The organism is Streptomyces sp. NBC_01515 (assembly GCF_045040345.1).
Classification (GTDB): Bacteria; Actinomycetota; Actinomycetes; order Streptomycetales; family Streptomycetaceae; genus Streptomyces.
In genome coordinates, this window is sequence record NZ_CP109416.1 from 10,568,039 (window position 1) to 10,589,718 (window position 21,680).

17 protein-coding genes are annotated in these 21,680 nt (G+C 70.9%); 11 read left to right on the forward strand and 6 right to left on the reverse strand.

The window, feature by feature from the left end:
* Nucleotides 1-18 precede the first annotated feature (18 nt).
* Complete coding sequence (locus OG407_RS46735) at nt 19-1,089, forward strand: YbhN family protein (protein WP_405867186.1); 1,071 nt, start codon at nt 19-21, stop codon at nt 1,087-1,089.
* Nucleotides 1,090-1,143: 54 nt separating this feature from the next.
* On the opposite strand, the gene OG407_RS46740 is transcribed toward OG407_RS46735, so the two are convergent.
* Nucleotides 1,144-1,929: an SDR family NAD(P)-dependent oxidoreductase gene (locus OG407_RS46740; RefSeq protein ID WP_405867188.1), complete on the reverse strand. Its 786-nt coding sequence runs from the start codon at nt 1,927-1,929 to the stop codon at nt 1,144-1,146.
* 86 nt (nt 1,930-2,015) lie between these two features.
* Between OG407_RS46740 and OG407_RS46745 the strand changes: the two genes are divergently transcribed.
* Nucleotides 2,016-2,867, forward strand: a complete 852-nt coding sequence (locus OG407_RS46745) for a helix-turn-helix transcriptional regulator (protein ID WP_405867190.1) — start codon at nt 2,016-2,018, stop codon at nt 2,865-2,867.
* A gap of 26 nt (nt 2,868-2,893) precedes the next feature.
* Here OG407_RS46745 and dmpG read toward each other — a convergent pair whose 3' ends face one another.
* The 3 genes from dmpG to mhpD are packed head-to-tail and all read right to left on the reverse strand — an operon-like array spanning nt 2,894 to nt 5,690.
* Nucleotides 2,894-3,910, reverse strand: a complete 1,017-nt coding sequence (dmpG, locus tag OG407_RS46750; protein ID WP_405867192.1) for a 4-hydroxy-2-oxovalerate aldolase — start codon at nt 3,908-3,910, stop codon at nt 2,894-2,896.
* Nucleotides 3,907-4,842: an acetaldehyde dehydrogenase (acetylating) gene (locus OG407_RS46755; RefSeq protein WP_405867194.1), complete on the reverse strand. Its 936-nt coding sequence runs from the start codon at nt 4,840-4,842 to the stop codon at nt 3,907-3,909. Before OG407_RS46755 ends, dmpG begins: the two co-directional genes overlap by 4 nt.
* Nucleotides 4,839-5,690: a 2-keto-4-pentenoate hydratase gene (mhpD, locus tag OG407_RS46760; RefSeq protein ID WP_405867196.1), complete on the reverse strand. Its 852-nt coding sequence runs from the start codon at nt 5,688-5,690 to the stop codon at nt 4,839-4,841. The genes OG407_RS46755 and mhpD overlap by 4 nt, the downstream gene beginning before the upstream one ends.
* A 141-nt stretch (nt 5,691-5,831) precedes the next feature.
* Between mhpD and OG407_RS46765 the strand changes: the two genes are divergently transcribed.
* Nucleotides 5,832-6,581 (forward strand): IclR family transcriptional regulator, encoded by a 750-nt coding sequence (locus OG407_RS46765; RefSeq protein WP_405868944.1) that lies wholly within the window; start codon nt 5,832-5,834, stop codon nt 6,579-6,581.
* A gap of 107 nt (nt 6,582-6,688) precedes the next feature.
* Nucleotides 6,689-8,197 (forward strand): hypothetical protein, encoded by a 1,509-nt coding sequence (locus tag OG407_RS46770; RefSeq protein ID WP_405868946.1) that lies wholly within the window; start codon nt 6,689-6,691, stop codon nt 8,195-8,197.
* 69 nt (nt 8,198-8,266) lie between these two features.
* Here the strand turns inward: OG407_RS46770 and OG407_RS46775 are convergent, their stop codons facing one another.
* Nucleotides 8,267-9,292 (reverse strand): Lrp/AsnC family transcriptional regulator, encoded by a 1,026-nt coding sequence (locus OG407_RS46775; RefSeq protein WP_405867198.1) that lies wholly within the window; start codon nt 9,290-9,292, stop codon nt 8,267-8,269.
* 115 nt (nt 9,293-9,407) lie between these two features.
* On the opposite strand from OG407_RS46775, the gene OG407_RS46780 reads away from it, so the two are divergent.
* The 4 genes from OG407_RS46780 (at nt 9,408) to OG407_RS46795 (ending at nt 14,931) form a co-directional block, all read left to right on the forward strand.
* Nucleotides 9,408-10,967, forward strand: a complete 1,560-nt coding sequence (locus tag OG407_RS46780) for an AbgT family transporter (RefSeq protein WP_405867200.1) — start codon at nt 9,408-9,410, stop codon at nt 10,965-10,967.
* Nucleotides 10,968-11,021: 54 nt separating this feature from the next.
* A complete protein-coding gene (locus OG407_RS46785; protein WP_405867201.1) occupies nt 11,022-12,206 on the forward strand; it encodes a M20 family metallopeptidase in 1,185 nt (394 codons plus the stop codon).
* Nucleotides 12,207-12,408: 202 nt separating this feature from the next.
* On the forward strand, nt 12,409-13,143 hold the full coding sequence (locus OG407_RS46790) for a hypothetical protein (RefSeq protein WP_405867202.1): 735 nt from the start codon (nt 12,409-12,411) through the stop codon (nt 13,141-13,143).
* 132 nt (nt 13,144-13,275) lie between these two features.
* Nucleotides 13,276-14,931: a carboxylesterase/lipase family protein gene (locus tag OG407_RS46795; protein ID WP_405867204.1), complete on the forward strand. Its 1,656-nt coding sequence runs from the start codon at nt 13,276-13,278 to the stop codon at nt 14,929-14,931.
* Nucleotides 14,932-14,941: 10 nt separating this feature from the next.
* Here OG407_RS46795 and OG407_RS46800 read toward each other — a convergent pair whose 3' ends face one another.
* On the reverse strand, nt 14,942-16,159 hold the full coding sequence (locus OG407_RS46800; RefSeq protein WP_405867206.1) for a chitinase: 1,218 nt from the start codon (nt 16,157-16,159) through the stop codon (nt 14,942-14,944).
* Between the two features lie 235 nt (nt 16,160-16,394).
* On the opposite strand from OG407_RS46800, the gene OG407_RS46805 reads away from it, so the two are divergent.
* The 3 genes from OG407_RS46805 to OG407_RS46815 all read left to right on the forward strand — a co-directional run bounded on the left by OG407_RS46805 (nt 16,395) and on the right by OG407_RS46815 (nt 21,626).
* Nucleotides 16,395-19,769 carry a pyruvate carboxylase gene (locus tag OG407_RS46805; protein WP_405867208.1) on the forward strand — a complete coding sequence of 1,125 codons (3,375 nt, stop codon included), beginning with the start codon at nt 16,395-16,397 and terminating at the stop codon, nt 19,767-19,769.
* A gap of 338 nt (nt 19,770-20,107) precedes the next feature.
* Nucleotides 20,108-20,707: an isochorismatase family protein gene (locus OG407_RS46810; RefSeq protein ID WP_329347996.1), complete on the forward strand. Its 600-nt coding sequence runs from the start codon at nt 20,108-20,110 to the stop codon at nt 20,705-20,707.
* A gap of 10 nt (nt 20,708-20,717) precedes the next feature.
* On the forward strand, nt 20,718-21,626 hold the full coding sequence (locus OG407_RS46815) for a GlxA family transcriptional regulator (protein ID WP_405867210.1): 909 nt from the start codon (nt 20,718-20,720) through the stop codon (nt 21,624-21,626).
* The last annotated feature ends 54 nt before the right edge of the window (nt 21,627-21,680 follow it).

Sequence of the window (21,680 nt, forward strand, 5' to 3'; positions counted from 1 at the left end):
AAATCGACGGTCCTGCCTGTGCACGCTCCGGACACCACCGCCACCGAACCGGCCGACACGGCCCCGCAGCGCACCCGACGCTGGCTGCGCCCGGCGGTGATCACGGTCCTGCTCGCGCTGTTCACCACCGAACTCGTCCTGGGTTGGCCGTCGTTGGCCGCCGCGCTGTCGCAGCTGCGCGCACCCCGGCTGAACTGGTTCGCCGTCGCGCTCGTCGCCGAAGTGGCCGCCATGGGCTGCTACGCGCGCATGCAACGCCGACTGCTGCGCTCGGCCGGGGTGATCGTGCCGATCCAACGGCACATCGCCCTCGCCTACGCGGCCCACTCGCTCAGCGTCACCCTGCCCGGCGGGCCCGCCTTCTCCACCCACTTCAACTACCAGCAGATGCGCCGCTTCGGAGCCACGCCCGCCGTCGCCTCCTGGTGCATCGCGCTGTCCGGTCTGCTCTCCGCGGCGGCCCTGGCCGTCGTCACCGCGATCTCCGCGATCGCCTCCGACGGAAGCCTGCAGTGGCACAGCCTCGTCACCCTCGGCCTGGCCGTGCTGCTGCTCACCGTCGGCATCCGGCGCATCACCCGTCACCCCGAGAAGGTCGAACCGGCCACCCGCGCCGCGCTGGCCAAGGTCAACCGGCTGCGGCACCTTCCCGAGACCCAGGGCCTCGACCGCGTCCGCGGCTTCGTCGAGCAGCTCCGCACCGCCCGGCTCGAACCCCGGCACGCGGTCGCCGCCGCCGTCTTCGCCGTACTCAACTGGCTGCTAGACGCGGGCTGCCTGTGGCTGTGCTTCCACGCCATCAGCGACACCCAGATCAGCAGCGCCCAACTGCTCCTCGCCTTCTGCGCTGGCATGGCCGCCGGGACCCTCACGATCATCCCGGGCGGGCTCGGGCTCATCGACAGCGCGCTGATCCTCGGGCTGGTCACGGGCGGGGTCGCGACCAGCACCGCGATCGCCACGGTCGTGCTCTACCGGATCATCAGCTTCGGGTTCATCATCGGCGTCGGCTGGATAACGTGGCTGATCATCCGCCGCCACAACCGCCGGGAGCCTACGGGTGAACCCGCTGCCGAACCGGCTGCCTGATCCGGGTGTCTGAACCGGCTGTCCAGCGGATCGCCCAGCCGCTCGATCCGACGGTCAGGCCCGTGCGCCCCCGTCGACCCGCAGGACCGTGCCGGTCACGAAGGACGCGCGGTCGCTGAGCAGCCAGGCCGCCGCCTGGGCGATCTCGTCGGGGTCGGCCGCACGGCGCAGCGGGGTGTGCGTCGTGAGGCGATCCTGGAGGCCCGGGGAGTGCTCCTCCCAGGTGCGGATCATCTCGGTGAGGGTGTTGCCGGGGGCGATGGCGTTGACGCGGATGCCCTCCGGGCCGTAGGTGATGGCGGCCGACTCGGTGAGGCTGTTGACCGCCCGTTTCATCGCGCCGTAGACGGGCAGTTCGGGGTTGCCCATCAGGCTGCCCACGGAGGAGTTGTTGACGATGGCGCCGGTTCCCGCGGTGGCCCGGATCGCGGCGACCTGGGCGACCATGGCCAGCCAGACGCCCTTGAGGTTGACGTCGTAGACGTGGTCGAAGTCGCTCTCCGGCAACTCGTCCATCGGGCCCGGGCGTTGGATCGTGGCGCCGTTGTTGAAGGCCACGTCGAGCCGGCCGTACAGGTCGACGGTCCGGTCGACGGCCGCGCGCACGCTGGTCGCGTCGGCCAGGTCGCACACCACGTAGTCCGCGGTGCCGCCTGACTCCCGGATCTCTTCGGTGACTGTCTTCAGCTGGGCCTCCGTGCGGGCCGCGAGCAGTACCTGGGCGCCTTCGCGGGCGAACAGCCGCGCCGCCGCCGCGCCGATGCCGCGTCCCGCGCCGGTGACGAAGGCGACCTTGCCGGACAGCAGGCCGAGGGAGGGAGGAGTGGGTGTGTTGGTCATGGCAGCGAGCCTGCGCCGGTCCGCGGGGGCGATCCAGGCACCGGCAGTACCTGGCTGCCCCGCCGACGCGCGTACACACTGGGGGAGTGGACCGACGAGAACTGGCCGACTTCCTGCGCAGCAGGCGTGAGCGGATCGCCCCCGCCGAGGTGGGGCTGCCCACGGGACCGCGCCGCCGTACCCCGGGGCTGCGCCGCGAGGAGACGGCGCAGCTGGCGTTCATCTCGACCGAGTACTACACACGGCTGGAGCAGGCGCGCGGCCCGCATCCGTCGCGCGAGGTACTGGCCGGGCTCGCCCGTGCCCTGCGCCTGACGGACGCCGAGCGCGACCATCTCCACCACCTCGCGGGCGTACCGCCGGGCCCGCCGCCCGGTCCCTCGCGCGAGGTGCGGCAGAGCATCCTCGACCTGTTGCACCGGCTGCCGCAGGCCGCCGCGATCGTGGTCTCCGCGACGCACGAGGTGATCGCCTGGAACGACCTGGCCGCCGCCCTCATGGAGGATTTCTCCGCCGTGCCGCGCCGCGACCGCAACCTCCTGCGCCGGGTCTTCCTCGGGCCGCACCCGGCGGGGCGACGGCTGTACGGGGTCTCGGACGCGGACGAGTTCGCGCGCCGCGCGGCCCAGGACCTGCGCGCCGCCGCCGCCCGCTACCCCGACGACCCGGAACTGACCGAGCTGGTGGACGAACTCCTCGCCGGGAGCGCGGAGTTCACCGAGTTGTGGGACTCCCACGACGTGGCCGCCGCGCCCACCTTCCGCAAGACCTTCCAGCACCCGTCGGTCGGCCCGGTCACCGTCAACTGCGACGTCCTCGACATCTCCGACCGGGATCAGCGGGTCGTGATCTACACGGCCACTCCCGGTTCACCATCCGAGGGAGCCCTGCGGCTGCTGTCGGTCATCGGCACGCAGCGCATGGACACGACCCCCTGACCCGGGTCAGCCCTCCGCGACCCGGGTCAGCCCTCCGCACGCGCGACGAGGTCCAGCGCGATGTCTGTGATCATGTCCTCCTGGCCGCCGACCATCGCCCGCCGCCCGGCCTCGACCAGGATGCTCCGCGTGTCGAGGCCGTAGCGCGCGGCCGCTGCCTCGGCGTGGCGCAGGAAGCTGGAGTACACGCCCGCGTAGCCGAGGCTGAGGGTCTCGCGGTCCACCCGTACCTCGCGGTCCTGCAGCGGTCGTACGAGATCGTCGGCCGCGTCCATGAGGGGGAACAGGTCGCAGCCGTGCTTCCAGCCCATCAGGTCGGCGACGGCGACGAACGCCTCCAGCGGACAGTTGCCGGCACCGGCGCCCTGGCCCGCGAGGGAGGCGTCGACGCGGATCGCGCCGCCCTCCACCGCGACGACCGTGTTGGCCACGCCCAGCGCGAGGTTGTGGTGCGCGTGGATGCCCAACTCGGTCTCCGGGGCGAGGACTTCGCGGTACGCGCGGAAGCGGTCCCGGACCCCGTCCATCGTCAACCGGCCCCCGGAGTCGGTGACATAGACGCAGTGCGCGCCGTAGGACTCCATCAGCTTGGCCTGGCGGGCGAGTTCGGTCGGCTCGGCCATGTGGGACATCATCAGGAATCCGGCGACATCCATGCCCAACTCCCGCGCGGCGGCGATGTGTTGGGCGGAGATGTCGGCCTCGGTGCAGTGCGTGGCGACCCGCACCGAGCGGATGCCCAGGGCGTGGGCCTGCTTGAGGTCGTGGACGGTTCCGATGCCGGGGAGCAACAGGGTGGTGGGGACGGCCTGTTGTACGGCGCCGGTGACGGCCTCGATCCACTCCCAGTCGGTGTGGGCGCCGACGCCGTAGTTGATGCTGGAGCCCGACAGCCCGTCGCCGTGCGCGATCTCGATCGCCGCCACTCCGGCCGCGTCCAGGGCGCCGGCGATCGCGCGGGCCTGGTCGACGGTGTAGCGGTGCCGTACGGCGTGCATGCCGTCCCGCAGTGTGACGTCCTGGACGTAGAGGGACGGGGTCACTTGGCTGCCTCCTTGCGGGCGCGGCCGGCCATGCGTTCCGCGGTGCGCAGCGCGGCCGAGGTCATGATGTCGAGGTTTCCGGCGTAGGCGGGGAGGTAGTGGGCGGCGCCCTCGACCTCCAGGAACACCGACACTTTCAGCAGCTCGCCCGCGCCCGGCGCGAGGGTGCGCAGCGGGTCGTCGGCGGCCACCTTGTCGTACTGGACCTTCTGCTTGAGCCGGTAACCGGGCACGTACGCCTGGACGCGGCCGACCATCTCCTCGACGGACGCCGTGACCGCCTCGGTCGCGCAGTCGGAGACCAGGCAGTGCACGGTGTCCCGCATGATCAGCGGGGGTTCGGCCGGGTTGAGGACGATGATCGCCTTGCCGCGTGCGGCACCGCCGACCACCTCGACGGCCTGGGAGGTGGTCTCGGTGAACTCGTCGATGTTCGCGCGGGTGCCGGGGCCCGCCGAGCGCGAGGCGATGGACGCGACGATCTCGCCGTAGTGGACCGGGGAGACCGCGCCCACGGCGGCGACGATCGGGATGGTGGCCTGGCCGCCGCAGGTGACCATGTTGACGTTCGGGGCGTCGAGGTGGGCGTCGCCGTTGACCGGGGGGACGACGTACGGGCCGAGGGCGGCCGGGGTGAGGTCGACGAGGGTGCGGCCCAGGGGCCGTAGGACTTCTTCGTGGTGGCGGTGGGCGCCGGCCGAGGTCGCGTCGAAGACGATGTCGACGTCGGCGAACTCGTCCAGGGCGACCAGTCCTTCGACGCCCTCGTGGGTGGTGGCGACCTTGAGGCGGCGGGCGCGGGCCAGGCCGTCGGAGTCCGGGTCGATGCCGGCCAGCGCGGCGATCTCCAGGGTCTCGGACAGCCGGAGGACCTTGATCAGGAGGTCGGTGCCTATGTTGCCGGAGCCGATGATGGCGACCTTCGTGGTCACTTTCCGTCCCCTTCCGAAGCTGTGGTGGCTTCCTCGGCGAAGCGGACCCGTACCGAGCCCAGGTCCGAGATGTGGGCCTCGAAGGTGTCGCCCGGTGCGGCCGGGGTCATCGGGCCCAGTGCGCCGGTCAGTACGAGGTCGCCCGCGCGCAGCGGGTCGCCCCGCTCGGCGAGGGCCGAGGCGAGCCACACGGCGGCGGTGAGGGGGCTGCCGAGGCAGTCGGCGCCGGTGCCCTCGGAGACGGTCTCGCCGCCCCGGGTCATGGTCATCGTGACCGCGCGCAGGTCCACGGCGGTCAGTGGCACGGGCGTGGCACCCAGGACGTACAGACCGCAGGAGGCGTTGTCGGCGACGGTGTCGACGAGGGAGATGTCCCAGTTCCGCACCCGGCTGTCGACGATCTCCAGCGCGGGCAGCGCGAAGTCCACCGCGCGCAGCACGTCGACGATCGTGCACTCGCGCTCCGGCAGGTCCCGGCCGAGGACCAGCGCGACCTCGGCCTCCACCTTCGGCTGGAGCAGCCGGCCCAGGGGTACCTCGCCGCCGTCGGGCACCGCCATGTCCGCGAACAGGGCGCCGAAGTCCGGCTGGTCCACGCCGAGTTGACGCTGTACGGCGGGGGAGGTCAGGCCGATCTTGCGGCCGACGACGCGGCGGCCGGCGTCCACACCGCGTCGGACGTTCAGTTGCTGCACGGCGTAGGCGGTCTCCAGGTCGCCACCTTCGAGCAGTTCACGCACGGGCGGGCAGGCGACCCCGGTGCGGGTGGCCTCCGCCAGCAGGTCGGCGGCCTTGACCACGGCCGGGGACACGGCGTCCGCGCGGACGCCGTCGGACTCGGTGGGCACGGGTTACCTCCGGGGGAGCGGTACGGGTCTGGGGGAGAGGTGTGAGTCTTAGGGATGGTGCGGGTGCAGTTCCCGGTATAGACAGCATCCCCACAAAGGGACAATATTTGTTCCGTGACACGGAACAACGCGAGCGGCAGCATGCTGGAGAAAGCCGCGCTCATCCTCGACTGCTTCAGCCCGAGCGGCGGTCCGTTCCGTCTGTCGGAACTTTCCGAGCACGCCGGACTGCCCAAGCCCACCGTCCACCGGCTGGCCGCCGACCTCGTCCGGCTGGGCTGGCTGGAGCGCTCGGGTCCCCGCTATCTGCTCGGCGCGAAGCTCTTCGAGCTGGGCTCGCTCGTGCCGCACCGGCGCGATCTGCGCGAGACGGCCCTGCCCTTCCTCCAGGACCTCTTCGAGGCCACCCGCGAGACCATCCACCTCGGCGTCCGCGAGGGCATGGAGGTGGTCTACCTCGAACGCATCCACGGCCACGAGGCCCTGCGGCTGCCGTCCCGCATCGGTGGCAGCCTGCCCCTGACCTGTACAGCGGTCGGCAAGGCCCTACTCGCCTTCTCCGGCGCCGAGTTGACGGAGGAGGTGCTGTCCCGCCCGCTGCCGAGCCTCACCCCGCACTCGATCACCGACCCGGCCCGGCTGCGCATGACCCTGGAGAAGATCCAGGTCTCCGGCCTCTCCTACGAGGAGCAGGAGGCCGCGTTGGAGGTGAGCTGCATCGCGGCCCCGGTGTTCGCCGGTGACACCGCGGTCGCCGCTCTCTCGGTCGCCGTACCGCGCACCCGCTTCCGGCCCGCCCAACTCGCCCCGGCGGTACGGACGGCAGCGCTGGGACTGTCCCGTGTGCTGCGCGGCGGAGGGGCCACGAGGACCCCACTGTCCTGGCGGTGAACCCGACCGTACACTGACAAGTCACGGTAACGGGGGCATTGTTGAGCGGGGGGAGAATCATGTCCGGGGATCAGTACGGGTCTGTCCAGGGGTTCGCCGTGCCACCGATGCCGTCGTCCCCACCCCCCGCCCCGCCGGATCGACTCAGATCCGTGGCGGTCGGCCTCCTCAACCTCAGTGGTCTCGGGCTCGGTTACGCGCTGATGCGCCGCTGGCTGCTCATGGCCGTGTGCTGGGTCGCGACCATCGTGCTGCTGCTGGTGGCCCTGCCCGCCGACCCGGACGGCGTCTCGGGCGCCCTCGTCACCCTGTACGTCGTGTTCCTCGTACTCGCCGCCGTCCACGGCGCGTTGGTCGGCCTGCGCACCCGCCTCGCCTGGCCCTCGCCCACCCCGGTCGCGGTCGTCCTCGGCCTGGTCCTGCTCGGCGTACCGGCCGGGGGAGTCGTCCTCTACGACAACGCCCGCGACGAGGCGACCCAGCAGATGCTCCTCGACCGGCTGGAGAAGGCCGACCAACTCGTCGCGGACTCGGGGAGGTTGCCGTTCTCGGCGGCCGAACCCCACTACCGGCAGGCGCTCGTCGCCTACGACGACCTCAGCAGCGCCCACTCCGGCTCACGGGCGGCCAAGCGCGTACCCGACCGACTGAAGACGTTCTACACGACGGTCGCCGGCGCCTATACGCAGAAGAACTACTGTGACGCGATACCCCAGTTGAAGTATCTGCGGACCGTCCCCGGCACCATCGGCAAGAAGGAACTGGGCGCGCTCACCACCTGGCCCGACGACCGGCTGGCCACCTCCCTGTACGAGTGCGGCTCCACCGGTCTTGCCGCCCAACGCGCTGACTGGTCGACGAACTTCGGCGACCTGCTGGCCACGTTCCCGCAGTCGTCGCAGGCGGGTCAGGTCGAGCCCGCCGTCAAGTCGGCTGTCAGCACGGCGGTGAAGGGTGTGACGGGTAGTCAACCGTGCACGGCCGTCAGCGGGTTGGAGAGTCTCTCCACCCAGATCGGGAGTCTTCAGGGCGGTGGGGCGGGTGTGTCCGACGCGCTGAGCGCGGATGCCCAACAGGCCAGCAGCCACGCCGACTCCGGTGCCTATCAGTGCGGCGTCTTCCAGTACAAGGACGGCGACTTCGACTCGGCGCTCTCCACGATGAACGACTTCGTGAAGAAGAACACGCACGACAAGAACCGCGCCCGGGCCAAGAAGATCGCGATCGCCGCCGAGGTGGCGAAGACGGTCCCGGCCGCGGGCAAGAAGCTCCCGACGACCGCGTCCGGCGGCAGCATCTCCGTCACCGTCAAGAACGACAGCCCGGACGACATCACCGTCCTGTACACCGGGCCGGTGACCGGCAGCTTCACGCTCAAGGGCTGCGGAAGCTGCACGTCGTACTCCCTGACCACCACCCTGCTGAGGGGGTTCAAGCCGTGCAGCTCCGGCAAGAACTACCCGCAGAAGACGATCAGCCTGCCCACCGGCACGACGTACTTCGTGCACCGCCCCGACAGTTCGACCGCGACGCCTGCCTCGGACACGGCGAAGCTCAGGTCGGGCTACATCTATACGGAGTGCGCCTACAGCACGGGAGCCTTCGGCACCGGATGACCGTACGAGGCTTGCGAGTTGAGGGCGGCGGGCGCCCCGGTACCCCGGTGCCGGGGCGCCCGCCCTTGCTCACAGCAGGGTGGGTGCGTGGAACGTGCCGAGGCCGGTGGTCAGGTCGCGGTCCAGCCAGTAGCGGCGCGGTTCGGCGAGCATCACGGCGACGCTGACGCCGAGGAGGCCGGGGATCCTCGCCAGCTCGTTGTCGACGAAGAGCGCGAGGGCGGCGCGGTCGGTGACCAGGCCGGTGGAGAGCACGGACATGTCGCTGGCGACGTGCGCGGCGAGCCGGGTCTGGGGCAACTGGTCGATGCGGCGCATCACTTCGGGGGTCGCACCCGGCGCCACGCGCAGCCGCAGGATGAACGCGGTCTGGAAGCCGAGCCACTCCGACACGATCTCCAGCCGCGGTTTGGCCCAGCCCTCGTCCAGGACCCGGCGGACCACGCGGTGCGCGGTGGAGGTGGCCAGGTCGGCGGTGCGGGCGATGCTCGCGGCGGACGCGCGGCCGTCCCGGAGCAGCTGGGCCACGACCCCGCGCTCGGCCTCGCTGAGCGGCTTCGCCGGGGGAGTCGCGGTCGCCGTGCCCTCGGGGCGGGAGCCGGTGAGCTTCAGCAGGTCGGCGCGCTCGGTGTCGGTGAGGAACTGCGGGTCCCAGGTGATGCCCCGGCGCAGCGTGCTCAGCGCGGGCAGGGCGTTGACGCGCCGGACGCCGGGCACGGAGAACATCCGGTCGATCGCCTCGCTGGTCGCCGCCTCGGACGGGGCGTGCACGACGGCGTAGAGCGGGTAGTCGCCCGAGATCTGCGCCAGCAGCTGGAGGTGGGGCAGGTCACGGAGCCGGTGCAGGACCGCGAGAGGGGTCTCGCCGGTGATGTCCAGGAAGACGTGGACGGGCATCGCCGTGGAGTGGACGCCCCAGTCGGCCTGCCCGATCACGCGCACCATGCGTGCCTCGTGCAAGCGGTCGTAGCGGCGTTTGAGCGTGCTGGCGTCGGCGGCCAGGATCTCGCCGATGTCGTCCCAGGTGGCCCGGGGCGCCAGGTGCAGCGCGCCGATGAGGCGCCGGTCGAGCTCGTCGAGGAGAGGACGGGTCATAGGGCCTCACTCTAAGGTGCTGTTTAATCCCACCGTTACTTCCAAGATATAGAGAATCTCTCACCTGGATGCCATTGTTCGCAGGAACATCCCCCCATCGCGCCAAGAGGTACCGATGAGTGTCACCTCCGCTCAACCTCAGCCCCCGTCCACCGAGCCCGAGTCGAGAGTCCTGCGCACCGCGTTCCGTGGGCTGACGGCGATCGAGAAGGCCGGCAACAGACTCCCCAACCCGTTCTGGCTGTTCTGGATCCTCGCGGGAATCGTCGCCGTCCTCAGCGCCGTCCTGGCGGCGACCGGACTCACCGCCGTGCACCCCGGCACGCACGAGACCATCAAGGTGCAGAACCTGCTCAGCAGGGACGGCCTCACCATGGCCGTCGAGGGCGCCGTCGACAACTACGCGGCCTTCCCGCCGCTGGCCACCATCCTCACCGTGATGTTCGGCATCGCCGTCGCCGAGAAGAGCGGACTGTTCTCCGCCCTGCTGCGCCGCATGGTCGCGCGCGTCCCGGGCAAGTACCTGACCTTCGCCCTGTCGATGACGGCCATGGTCAGCCATGTCGCCGGAGACGCCGCCTACGTCACCCTCATCCCGCTCGGCGCCCTGGTCTTCCGCGCCGCCGGCCGCAGCCCCGTCCTCGGCTGTGTCGTCGCCTACGTCTCGATCGCCGCCGGATACGACGCCTCCCCGTCGCTCACCACCACGGACGTCCTGCTCTCCGGGATCTCCACGGCCGCCGCCCACACCATCGACGCGCACTACGTCGTCACCCCGGTCGCCAACTACTTCTTCGGCCTCGGCTCGTCCGTCTTGGTCGCGCTGGTGATCACCCTCGTCGTCGACAAGGTCCTCGCCCGCCGCTCCGACCTGGAACCCGACGAGCCCGTCGCCGCGCTGGGCGCCGAGGAGTTGGCGGAGATCGAGGTCACCGACCGGCAGCGGCGCGCCCTGCGCACGACCGGCCTGGTCGCCGTCGGCTTCCTCGCGTTCCTCGCGGCGGCGATGATCCCCTTGTCCTCACCCCTGCGCGGCGAGGGCGGCGGCATCGTCAACTCCCCGCTGATCGGCGGCATGGCACTCGTCCTGGGCGTGTTCTTCGCCGTGCTCGGCACCGTCTACGGCCGGATGACGGGCACCTTCACCGCCGCCCGCGACAGCATCGGCGCGATGGTCGACGGCACCCGCTCGATGGCGCCGATCCTCGTCCTGTTCTTCGCGATCGCCCAGTTCCTCGCGTACTTCAAGTGGACGAACATCGGCAATATTCTTGCCATCAAGGGTGCTGAGACCCTGCGCGACCTGCACCTCCACGGCTGGACCGTGCTCGTCGGCATCGCTGTGCTCATCACCTTCATGAACCTCGTCATCACCAGCGGCTCCGCGCTCTGGGCGCTGGCCGCGCCGGTCCTCGTCCCCATGCTGATGCTCATCGGCATCGAGCCCGAGACCACCCAGGCCGTCTACCGCGTCGCCGACTCGGTCACCAACTGCGTCACCCCGATGAGCCCCTACTTCGTCATGGCCCTGGGCTTCGTCCAGCAGTACCGCAAGTCCGCCGGCATCGGCACCCTGGCCTCCTTCACGATCCCGATCGCCGCCGTCGTGTGGGTGGTCTGGGTCGCGTTCTTCGTGGCCTGGTACCTGCTGGGCATCCCGCTCGGCATCAGCTGAACCCGGCGCCCCGCCAAGGGACTTCACCCCCCACCGCCGTACAGGAAGCAGATCATGACCGCATCACCCGCAGCCGTCACCCTCACCGCCCGCGCCCAGGACGTCTCTTCGGAGATCGTCGAGGACATCCTGACCCTCGTCCGCCACGAGACCGGCAGCTACGACCTTCCCGGCCTCGCGAGCGGCCTGGACCTGCTCCGCGAGCTGACCGTCCAGCGGCTCGGCCGGCCCGACCACGAGGAGCGCCGTCCCGGGGGCGAGTGCGGCGACACCCTCACCCTGACCTACGGCGGCACCGGCGCCGGGCATGTCGCGCTCGTCGGGCACTACGACACCGTGTGGCCGACCGGGACCCTCGCCGGATGGGAGCAGTCGGAGGCGACCGAGGACGGGCGGGAGAGGTTGAGCGGGCCCGGCATCTTCGACATGAAGACCGGTCTGGCGCAAGGGATTTGGGCGCTCAAGCTGGCCCGGGAGAGCGGTGTGCCGTTGCCCACCGTCACGTTTCTCTTCAACGGTGACGAGGAGATCGGGTCCCTGTCCTCGCGGCCGGTGATCGAGGAGGTCGCGCAGAAGGTCGACGTCACTCTGGTGCTGGAGCCGAGTGCCCACGGCGCGGTGAAGACCGCCCGCAAGGGCACGGGGATCTTCCACGTCACCGCCACCGGTGTCGAGTCGCATGCCGGGCTCGCGCCGCAGGACGGGGCGAGCGCGATCACCGCGCTGTCCGAGTTCGTGGTCGCCGCCGCGAAGGTCGCCGCGCCCGACAAGGGCACGACGATCAACACCGGCCTGATCAAGGGCGGTTCGGCCATCAACGTGGTCGCCGGGCAGGCCACCGCCGGGGTCGACATCCGGGTCAGCAGCGCGGCCGAACAGGCCCGGGTGGACGAGGAGTTGGACGCCATCGAGGTCAGCGACCTGCGCGTCCGCATCGAGATCGACCACGCCTGGAACCGGCCCCCGATGACCCTCAACGCCGCCTCCGCACCCCTGCTCGACCTGGCCCGCGCGGTCGCCCGCGAGCAGGGGCGTGACGGCCTGCGCGACACGGCCGTCGGTGGTGCGAGTGACGCCAACTTCGTCGCCGCGCTCGGTCTGCCGGTGCTGTGCGGCATGGGGGCGGTCGGCGACGGGGCGCATGCCCAGGGCGAGTTCATCTACCCGGACACCGTGCCCGCGCAGACCGCCCTGGTCGCCGGGCTGTTGGGGCGGCTGGCGGAGCCGCCGCGGGCCTGACCGGGACCGGCCGGATACACCGTCGTGGTGCCCGCCCGGGTCGCGTCGGCCGCGGGGGCGCCGGGACGACTCGCGGAACCGCTGCGGGGCCGAGCCGCCGGGGCCGGTCGGTGGCGGGCAGCCGCGACCGGCCGGAACATCCGCAGGCGTCCAGGGTGGGGCGCGTCGTGCGATCGACCCCTCACCGGGGACAATCGCTGCCATGACGGACGGTAGAGACGACTCCAGCAACCGCTTGGCCAGGATCGAGCGGCTGCTGGAGGACGGCGGGCGCGATGTGGTGCCCGCGTGGCGCCGGGTGACGCGCGGCGAGACACGGTGGGCGGTGTCCGCCGTGATCCTGGTGGCGCTCGCCCTGCAACTGATGCTGCCGCACCGGCTCGCCTTCCAGCCGTACTGGCTGCTGCCGGCCCTCGAAATCGCGCTGATGGTCGGCCTGTTCGTCGCCAATCCCACGCGGATCGAGCCCGGCGCTCGGTGGCTGCGCTGGCCGAGCCTGGTCCTGACGGGCGTGATCAGCCTGGCCAACAGCTGGTCGGCGGCCCGGTTGGTGGTGGGCCTGGTCAGGGGCACCGAGGGGCTGGACGCCGGGCCGCTGTTGCTGACCGGCGGTGCCATCTGGCTGACCAACGTCATCGTGTTCGCCCTCTGGTACTGGGAGTGGGACCGCGGCGGGCCGATGGCGCGGGTCATGGGGCACCACCAGTACGCCGACTTCCTCTTCGTCCAGATGCAGAGCCCCGAGACCGCGCCGCCGGACTGGGAACCGGTGTTCCTGGACTACCTGTACCTGTCCTTCACCAACTCCACCGCCTTCAGCCCGACCGACGTGATGCCGCTCTCCCGCTGGGCCAAGATGCTGATGATGGGCCAGTCCTCGGTCTCCGTGTCGATCGTCGTCCTGGTCGTCGCGCGGGCGGTCAACATCCTTCGATAGCAAGCGAGTTGAACTGTCGAACAGCTGTCGAAACTGTCGAGTCTGTGAGTCCGGGCGTTCCGCTTGCCGCGCTTGGGCGGTCGCCCGAGCATGGTCCGACTCGCCCGTCCCCCCACTCGACAGGGAGTTCCTGTGCGCTCGCGAGACCTCAACCGCCGTGGCTTTCTCGCCGGTACCGCCGCCGCTGTGCTGGCGACCGGCCTCGACTCCGGTGTCGCGTCGGCCGCCGACCGACTCACCAGCCGGAGCGCCGACGACCCCGTGACCACGGAGTCCGGCCAAGTCACCGGTATCCAGGGCGGGTTGAAAGGCATCGTCGCCTACAAGGGCATCCCGTACGCGGACACCACCGCAGGCGCCAACCGCTGGCGCCCGCCCCGGCCCGCGCCGTCCTGGGACGGGATCCGCAAGGCGAACGCCTGGGGTCCCGCCTGCCCGCAGCCCGTCTCGGGCATCCCGAGCGACCAGGTGCCGTCCCTGAGCGAGGACTGCCTCAACCTCAACATCTGGACCGGCGCGGCGACTTCGGGCGACAGCAGACCGGTCCTGGTCTGGCTCCCGGGCGGCCGTGACACCGCGATCTGGACCGGACAGGAGATGTACAACGGCTCCCTGCTGGCCAACAAGGGCGTCGTCTTCGTCAGCGTCAACCACCGCGTCGGCCCCTTCGCCGACCTCGCCCACCCCGACCTGAGCGCCGAGTCCGGGCACGCCGCCTCCGGCAACTGGGGCGCCCTGGACGTCGTAGCGGCCCTGGAGTGGGTGTCCCGGAACATCTCCGCGTTCGGCGGCGACCCGGACCGGGTGACGCTCGGCGGCTGGCAGAACGGCGCGAACCTCGTCGACGTCCTGATGGCCTCGCAGGCGGCCCGAGGCCTGTTCCACCGGGCCCTGCTGCCGTCGGGCGTGCACTACACGAAGGACCCCGCGCTCGGTCAACCACCGTACGGCTACCGTACGTTGGCGGACGCGGAGACCAACGGGACTGCCTTCGCGGCCTACTTGGACTGCTCGGGCCTCACCGACCTGCGCGCGCTTTCGGCCGACGAGATCGTGGCGCGGACCTATGCCGCCGACGCGCCGGCCGACGCGACCGCCTTCGGCGACGTGCTCGACGGATACGTCCTGCCGAGCACGTACACCGCCGCCATGGAGGCGGGCGGGGAGACCGACGTACCCGTCCTCACCGGTAACTGCCGTGACGGGAACAGTGATTCACTCACGCTGGCCGAGTACCAGGCCTACGCCGAGAGCCAGTTCGGGCCCGTCGGCCTCACGGACACCTTCCTCGCCCTGTACCCGGCGACCACCGACGCCGAGGCGACCACGCAGTACAACGCCTACGCGCGGGACGAGGAACGGGTCTCGACCTTCCTGTGGGGCGGCCAGTTCGAGGACACCGCGGGCAATCGCGGCCCGGTCCACACCTACTTCTGGACCCGGGTCCCGCCGGGCCACGACGCCACCAACCCCGTTGTCGGGAGCGGCAGTTCGGGCGCCTTCGACGGGGCCGACGTCTACTACCTGCTCGGGTTCCTCTACAACACCGACCGGCCGTGGACGGGGCGCGACTACGACATCGCCGACACCACCGCCTCGTACGTGGCGAACTTCGCGGCCACCGGCGACCCGAACGGCGGCGGCCTCACCACGTGGCCGGCCCTGGACACCGGAACCCCGCGGACGATGGAACTCGGCGACCACTTCGCCACGCTCCCCACAGCGGACAGCGACGCCAAGTACGCCTTTCTCAAGGCCTACTTGACGTCGCAGCCCATGTCCTACTGATCCCGCCGGATCAGCAGGAGCCCTCGTCCTGCCAGGGGCCCCACTGGGAGGCACCGGGCACCTCGTTCTGGGTCCACCACTTGGCCACCCAGTTGTGGTTGCCGTACGACACCTCGTTGCCCTGCGTGTAGACGGCCGTGGAACTCCACGCCGTCTTGCACGTACCGGGGGTGGGCGTCGGGGTCGGCGTGGGTGTCGAGGTCGGCGGGGTCACGCCCGCGAACTGCACCGAGTACTTGGCGAAGTCCCACGCGTTCTGCGCCACGCTGGAGCAAGTCCCGGACGTCGTACCGCCGTTGTCGACCGGACTGCACTGGCGGTCGCGGTTGAGGGACCAGAACGTGAAGCGGTCCATGTTGTGGCTGGTGGCGTAGTTCAGGACGGTCTGGAAGTCCGCCTGGGTGAAGTACTCGCCGGTGTCACTGCGGCCGTTCATGCCCGAGAAGCCCTCATGGGCGTACGCGGTCGCCTGGTCCCAGCCGAACGTGGACTGCAGGATGGAGTTGAAGTTGGTGAGCGCGCTGGTCTGCGAGGCCGCGCCGCTGAAGCCGCCGTCGAACGGCATGATGGAGAAGTTGTTCGGCGTGAAGCCCTGCGACTTCGCTTCCAGCAACATCTGCTTTCCGAACCACCCCGTGCCGTCCGCCGTACCGGCCGTGGTGACGGAGACGTACAGGCCCGCGTTGTTCTGCTGGAGGATCTTGGCCGCGCCGATCTCGTTGTGGATGGCCGCGGTGTTCTCGTACTCCGGCTCCTCCAGGTCGAAGTCGATCGCGTGCAGGCCGTACTTGGTGATCACCTGCTGGTACGCCGCCGCCGTCGAGGCCGGGTCGGAGCAGGCCTGGCCGAGCTTGGTGCCGCCGTAGCCGCCGATGGAGACGGAGACGTCGCCGCCCTTGGCGCGGATCGTGTTGATCACCGACTGGACGGCGGTGTCCGAGGAGACCGGTGAGGTGCCGCCCCAGGTGGGGGAGCAGCCGCCGCCGTTGGGGGCGAGGACGAAGGCGAGCTGGAAGGCCTTGAGGCCGGTGGCGTCCATGATGGCGCCCGCGTCCGGCGGGTTGTTGTCCGTCGGCATCAGATAGGGGGCCGCGGCGTACCAGCGGTTGCTCAGCGCGGTGGCCGCATTGGTGGCGCCCTGGGCGTTGGTCGCGACCAGCGCGGTCGTGCCCGCGGCGGCGGTCGTCACGGCGGCCGCCGCGACCAGACATGCACGAAGACGTGTCACGTTGTGCCTCCGGTGGGAGTGGGGGAGGCGCCCAGCTTCTGGCGCTGTCGCGGCCACGTCAATGGATTGGACTGGACCAAAGCTCACTTTGGACTAGACCATACGATTTCTTTACCGTCGGCCCGGCGGACCGCGTCACGGGACACGTTTGCGACTAGTGTCCCGGCTCACATGGCGTTATAGGGGCGGCGCCGACACCATGGTGCACGTCATCGGCAGGCTGAAGGGATCGGGAATGTTCCGCAAGGTGCTGGTCGCCAACCGTGGAGAGATCGCGATCAGGGCGTTCCGCGCCGGCTATGAGCTGGGCGCGCGAACGGTCGCGGTCTTCCCCCACGAGGACCGCAATTCGCTGCACCGGCTCAAGGCCGACGAGGCCTACGAGATCGGTGAACCCGGGCATCCGGTCCGCGCCTATCTCTCCGTCGAGGAGATCGTCCGCGCGGCCCGGCGCGCGGGAGCGGACGCGGTCTATCCGGGCTACGGGTTCCTCTCCGAGAACCCCGAACTCGCCCGCGCCTGCGAGGAGGCGGGCATCACCTTCGTCGGTCCCAGTGCCCACATCCTGGAGATGACCGGCAACAAGGCCACGGCGATCGCCGCCGCCCGCGCGGCCGGCGTACCGGTGCTCGGCTCCTCCGCGCCCTCCACGGACGTCGACGAACTGGTGCGCGCCGCCGAGGACATCGGCTTCCCCGTCTTCGTGAAGGCGGTCGCGGGCGGCGGCGGACGCGGTATGCGCCGCGTCGAGGACCCGGCCACCCTGCGCGAGTCCATCGAGGCGGCGGCCCGCGAGGCCATGTCCGCGTTCGGCGACGCCACGGTGTTCCTGGAGAAGGCCGTCGTCGACCCCCGTCACATCGAGGTGCAGATCCTCGCCGACGGCGAGGGCAACGTCATCCACCTCTTCGAGCGCGACTGCTCGCTGCAACGCCGCCACCAGAAGGTCGTCGAGCTGGCCCCCGCGCCCAACCTCGACCCCGAGCTGCGCGACCGGATCTGCGCCGATGCCGTGCGCTTCGCCCGCGAGATCGGGTACCGCAACGCGGGCACCGTCGAGTTCCTCCTCGACCCGCACGGCAAGCACGTCTTCATCGAGATGAACCCCCGCATCCAGGTCGAGCACACGGTCACCGAGGAGGTCACCGACGTCGACCTCGTCCAGGCCCAGCTGCGGATCGCCTCCGGGGAGACCCTCGCCGACCTCGGCCTCTCCCAGGAGACGGTCACCCTGCACGGCGCCGCCCTCCAGTGCCGTATCACCACCGAGGACCCCGCCAACGGCTTCCGCCCGGACACCGGCCGGATCAGCGCCTACCGCTCGCCCGGCGGCTCCGGCATCCGCCTCGACGGCGGAACCACCCACGCGGGTACGGAGATCAGCGCGCACTTCGACTCCATGCTGGTCAAACTCACCTGCCGGGGCCGGGACTTCACCACCGCCGTCAACCGGGCCCGGCGTGCCGTCGCCGAGTTCCGCATCCGCGGTGTGTCCACCAACATCCCGTTCCTGCAAGCGGTGCTGGACGACCCGGACTTCCAGGCCGGGCGGATCACCACCTCGTTCATCGAGCAGCGCCCGCAGCTGCTGACGGCCCGTCAATCGGCCGACCGCGGCACCAAGTTGCTCACCTACCTGGCCGACGTCACGGTCAACAAGCCGCACGGCGAGCGCCCCGACCTGATCGACCCGACCACCAAGCTGCCGCCCGTCCCGACCGGTGAACCCCCGGCCGGTTCACGGCAGTTGCTCGCCGAACTCGGCCCCGAGGGCTTTGCCCGCCATCTGCGCGAGTCGCCGACGATCGGCGTCACGGACACCACCTTCCGCGACGCCCACCAGTCGCTCCTCGCCACCCGCGTCCGCACCAAGGACCTCCTCGCGGTCGCCCCGGTCGTCGCCCACACCGTGCCCCAACTGCTTTCCCTTGAGTGCTGGGGCGGTGCCACCTACGACGTCGCGCTGCGCTTCCTCGCCGAGGACCCCTGGGACCGGCTGGCCGCTCTGCGCGAGGCCGTCCCCAACATCTGCCTCCAGATGCTGCTGCGCGGCCGCAACACCGTCGGCTACACGCCGTACCCGACCCAGGTGACCGACGCCTTCGTCCAGGAGGCCGCCGCCACCGGCATCGACATCTTCCGCATCTTCGACGCGCTCAACGACGTCGGCCAGATGCGCCCGGCCATCGACGCCGTACGCGCCACCGGAACGTCGATCGCCGAGGTCGCCCTCTGCTACACCTCGGACCTGTCCGACCCCAACGAGCGCCTGTACACGCTCGATTACTACCTTCGCCTCGCGGAACAGATCGTCGAGGCGGGCGCCCATGTCCTCGCGGTGAAGGACATGGCGGGCCTGCTGCGTGCACCCGCCGCCGCGACGCTCGTATCGGCGCTGCGCCGGGAGTTCGGCCTGCCGGTCCACCTGCACACCCACGACACGGCGGGCGGTCAGCTCGCGACCTACCTCGCGGCGATCCAGGCCGGCGCGGACGCCGTGGACGGGGCGGTGGCCTCCATGGCGGGCACCACCTCGCAGCCGTCCCTCTCCGCGATCGTCGCCGCGACCGACTACTCCGACCGCCCCACCGGCCTCGACCTCCAGGCCATCGGCGACCTGGAGCCGTACTGGGAGAGCGTCCGCAAGATCTACGCCCCCTTCGAGGCGGGCCTCGCCTCACCCACCGGCCGCGTCTACCACCACGAGATCCCCGGCGGCCAGCTCTCCAACCTGCGCACCCAGGCCATCGCGCTCGGCCTCGGCGACCGCTTCGAGGACATCGAGGCGATGTACGCCGCCGCCGACCGCATCCTCGGCCACCTGGTGAAGGTCACCCCGTCGTCGAAGGTCGTCGGAGACCTCGCCCTGCACCTCGTCGGCGCCGGAGTGAGCCCCGCCGACTTCGAGGCGTCCCCCGACCGGTACGACATCCCGGACTCCGTGATCGGCTTCCTGCGCGGCGAGTTGGGCACCCCGCCCGGCGGCTGGCCCGAGCCGTTCCGCACCAAGGCGCTCCAGGGCCGCGCCGCACCCAAGCCCGTCCAGGAACTCAGCCCCGAGGACCGCACGGCCCTCGACAAGGACCGCCGCGCCACCCTCAACCGCCTCCTGTTCCCCGGCCCGACCCGCGAGTTCGAGACCCACCGCCAGACCTACGGCGACACCAGCGTCCTCGACAGCAAGGACTTCTTCTACGGCATCCGGCCCGGCAAGGAGTACACGGTCGACCTGGAGCCCGGTGTCCGTCTCCTGATCGAGCTGGAGGCCGTGGGCGAGGCCGACGAACGCGGGCTGCGTACGGTGATGTCCGCGCTGAACGGGCAACTCCGCCCGATCCAGGTCCGCGACACCGCAGCCGCCTCCGACATCCCCGTCACCGAGAAGGCCGACCGCACCAACCAGGGTCATGTCGCGGCCCCGTTCGCGGGCGTGGTCACCCTCGCGGTCGAGGAGGGCGACGAGGTGGAGGCCGGTGTCACCGTCGCCACGATCGAGGCCATGAAGATGGAGGCGTCGATCACCGCACCCAAGTCCGGCCGCGTCTCCCGCCTCGCGATCAACCGCATCCAGCAGGTGGAGGGCGGCGACCTGCTCGTCGAACTGAGGTAGGCGGTACGGCGGCGGACGGGTCGATCCGGCGACCGGAGTTGAGGTGGTCGGGCCAGCGGTGGGCGGTTCGACCTGCTGACCGGAGTTGAGGTAGGCACTTCGGCGGCGGGCGGTTCGACCCGGTGCCCTGAGTTGAGGTTGGCGGGTCGGCGGCGGGCGGTTCGACCCGCTGGCCGGAGTTGAGGCAGGCGGTACGGCGGGAGGCGGCGCGAACCGGTGACCGGTGTCTTCAGGCAGGTGGTACGGCGGCAGGCCGTTCGACCCGGTGACCGGATCGGTCCGGTCCCGGACCCGATGCGGCCTGTCGCCGCGCCGCCCGCACGGCGCAGTCTTGGGACATGACCCGAGCACTGATCGTCATCGACGTCCAGGAATCCTTCCGCGCCCGCCCGCTGTGGGAGACCATCTCCGACCCGAAGATCGCCGAACAGGCGAACCGGCTGGTCCAGCTCGCCCGCCGGGCCGGTGACCTCGTGGTGTGGGTGCTGCACTCCGAGCCCGGCAGCGGCGACGTCTTCGACCCGGCCCTCGGCCACGTGCGGCTCATCGACGGACTGGAGCGCGCGGACGGCGAACCGCTCCTCCACAAGACCTCGCACAACGCCTTCACCACCACCAACCTGCAACAGCTCCTCACCGAACGCGGTGTCCGCGAGATCACCGTCTGCGGCATCCGCACCGAGCAGTGCGTCGAGACCACGACCCGGGTCGCGAGCGACTTCGGCTACCAGGTCACCTTCGTCACCGACGCGACCGCGACGAACCCCATCCCGCACCGCGACGCCCCCGCCGACCAGACCGTCGCCGAACTCCTCGCCGACCCCCGTACCCTCCCCGCCGACGAGGTCATCCGGCGCACCGAGTACGCCCTCGCCGGCCGCTTCGCCACCATCGCGACGGTCGACCAACTGGAAGCCGCCGCCGCACATCAGGCATGATGACCGGATCGTGAGCCACGTCGTCTTCTTCCTGGTACCCGGAGTCCACCTGCTGGACCTGGCAGGCCCCGCGCAGGTCTTCTCCACGTCCGCCGACTTCGGGCACCCCTACACGCTCTCCTACGTCGCCGAGCAGCCCCAGGTCACCAGCGCCCAGGGGCTGCCGCTGGCCGCCGGGCTCGACTGGCCCGAGCTGGGCCCCGAGGATCTGATCGTGGTGCCGGGATGGCGTGCCGTCACCCTGGCCGACGCACCCGCCATCGGCGCTACGACGCTGCGGGCGCTCCGGGACCACCACGCCCGGGGCGGGACGGTGGCCAGCGTCTGCGCCGGAGCCGACGCGCTCGGCCGGGCCGGACTCCTCGACGGCCGCCACTGCACCACCCACCACGACGTCCAGGACGAACTCGCCCTGCGCCACCCGAAGGCGACGGTCGTCCGCGACGTCCTGTTCACCACCGACGACCGGGTCATCACCTCGGCCGGCATCGCCAGCGGCATCGACCTCGCCCTGCACCTCGTCGCCACCCGGCACGGCCCCGCCGTGGCCGCGCAGATCGCCCGGGACATGGTCGTCTACGCCCGCCGCAACGGCCACGAACCGCAGACCAGCGCGATGCTGCGGCACCGGTCCCACCTGGACGACACGGTGCACCGCGCCCAGGACCTCATCGACACCCGCTTCGACGAGGCACTTCCGCTGCCCGCCCTCGCTGCGGCAGTCGGCGTCAGCGAGCGCACCCTGACCCGTCTCTTCGGCCGGGCCACCGGGCTCACCCCGCTGCGCTACCAACAGACCCTGCGCCTGGAACGCGCCGAGCACCTCATCAGCCACGGCGCCACGATCGACGCCGCCGCGCGCACGGTCGGGTTCGAGGACGCCCGGATGCTGCGCCGACTGCGCGCCCGGACCCCGTAATTGAGGGGCGGCCGGGCAGGGACGCTGTTAGGTTGCCGGGTCGGCAGACCGCCG

What these genes read in the sequence shown, in the direction of transcription:
- OG407_RS46775 (WP_405867198.1), bottom strand. Translation starts at nt 9,292, where the DNA reads ATGACCCGTCCTCTCCTCGACGAGCTCGACCGGCGCCTCATCGGCGCG.
- OG407_RS46785 (WP_405867201.1), top strand. Translation starts at nt 11,022, where the DNA reads ATGACCGCATCACCCGCAGCCGTCACCCTCACCGCCCGCGCCCAGGAC.
- OG407_RS46805 (WP_405867208.1), top strand. Translation starts at nt 16,395, where the DNA reads ATGTTCCGCAAGGTGCTGGTCGCCAACCGTGGAGAGATCGCGATCAGG.
- OG407_RS46740 (WP_405867188.1), bottom strand. Translation starts at nt 1,929, where the DNA reads ATGACCAACACACCCACTCCTCCCTCCCTCGGCCTGCTGTCCGGCAAG.
- OG407_RS46780 (WP_405867200.1), top strand. Translation starts at nt 9,408, where the DNA reads ATGAGTGTCACCTCCGCTCAACCTCAGCCCCCGTCCACCGAGCCCGAG.
- OG407_RS46810 (WP_329347996.1), top strand. Translation starts at nt 20,108, where the DNA reads ATGACCCGAGCACTGATCGTCATCGACGTCCAGGAATCCTTCCGCGCC.
- OG407_RS46770 (WP_405868946.1), top strand. Translation starts at nt 6,689, where the DNA reads ATGCCGTCGTCCCCACCCCCCGCCCCGCCGGATCGACTCAGATCCGTG.
- OG407_RS46790 (WP_405867202.1), top strand. Translation starts at nt 12,409, where the DNA reads ATGACGGACGGTAGAGACGACTCCAGCAACCGCTTGGCCAGGATCGAG.
- OG407_RS46765 (WP_405868944.1), top strand. Translation starts at nt 5,832, where the DNA reads ATGCTGGAGAAAGCCGCGCTCATCCTCGACTGCTTCAGCCCGAGCGGC.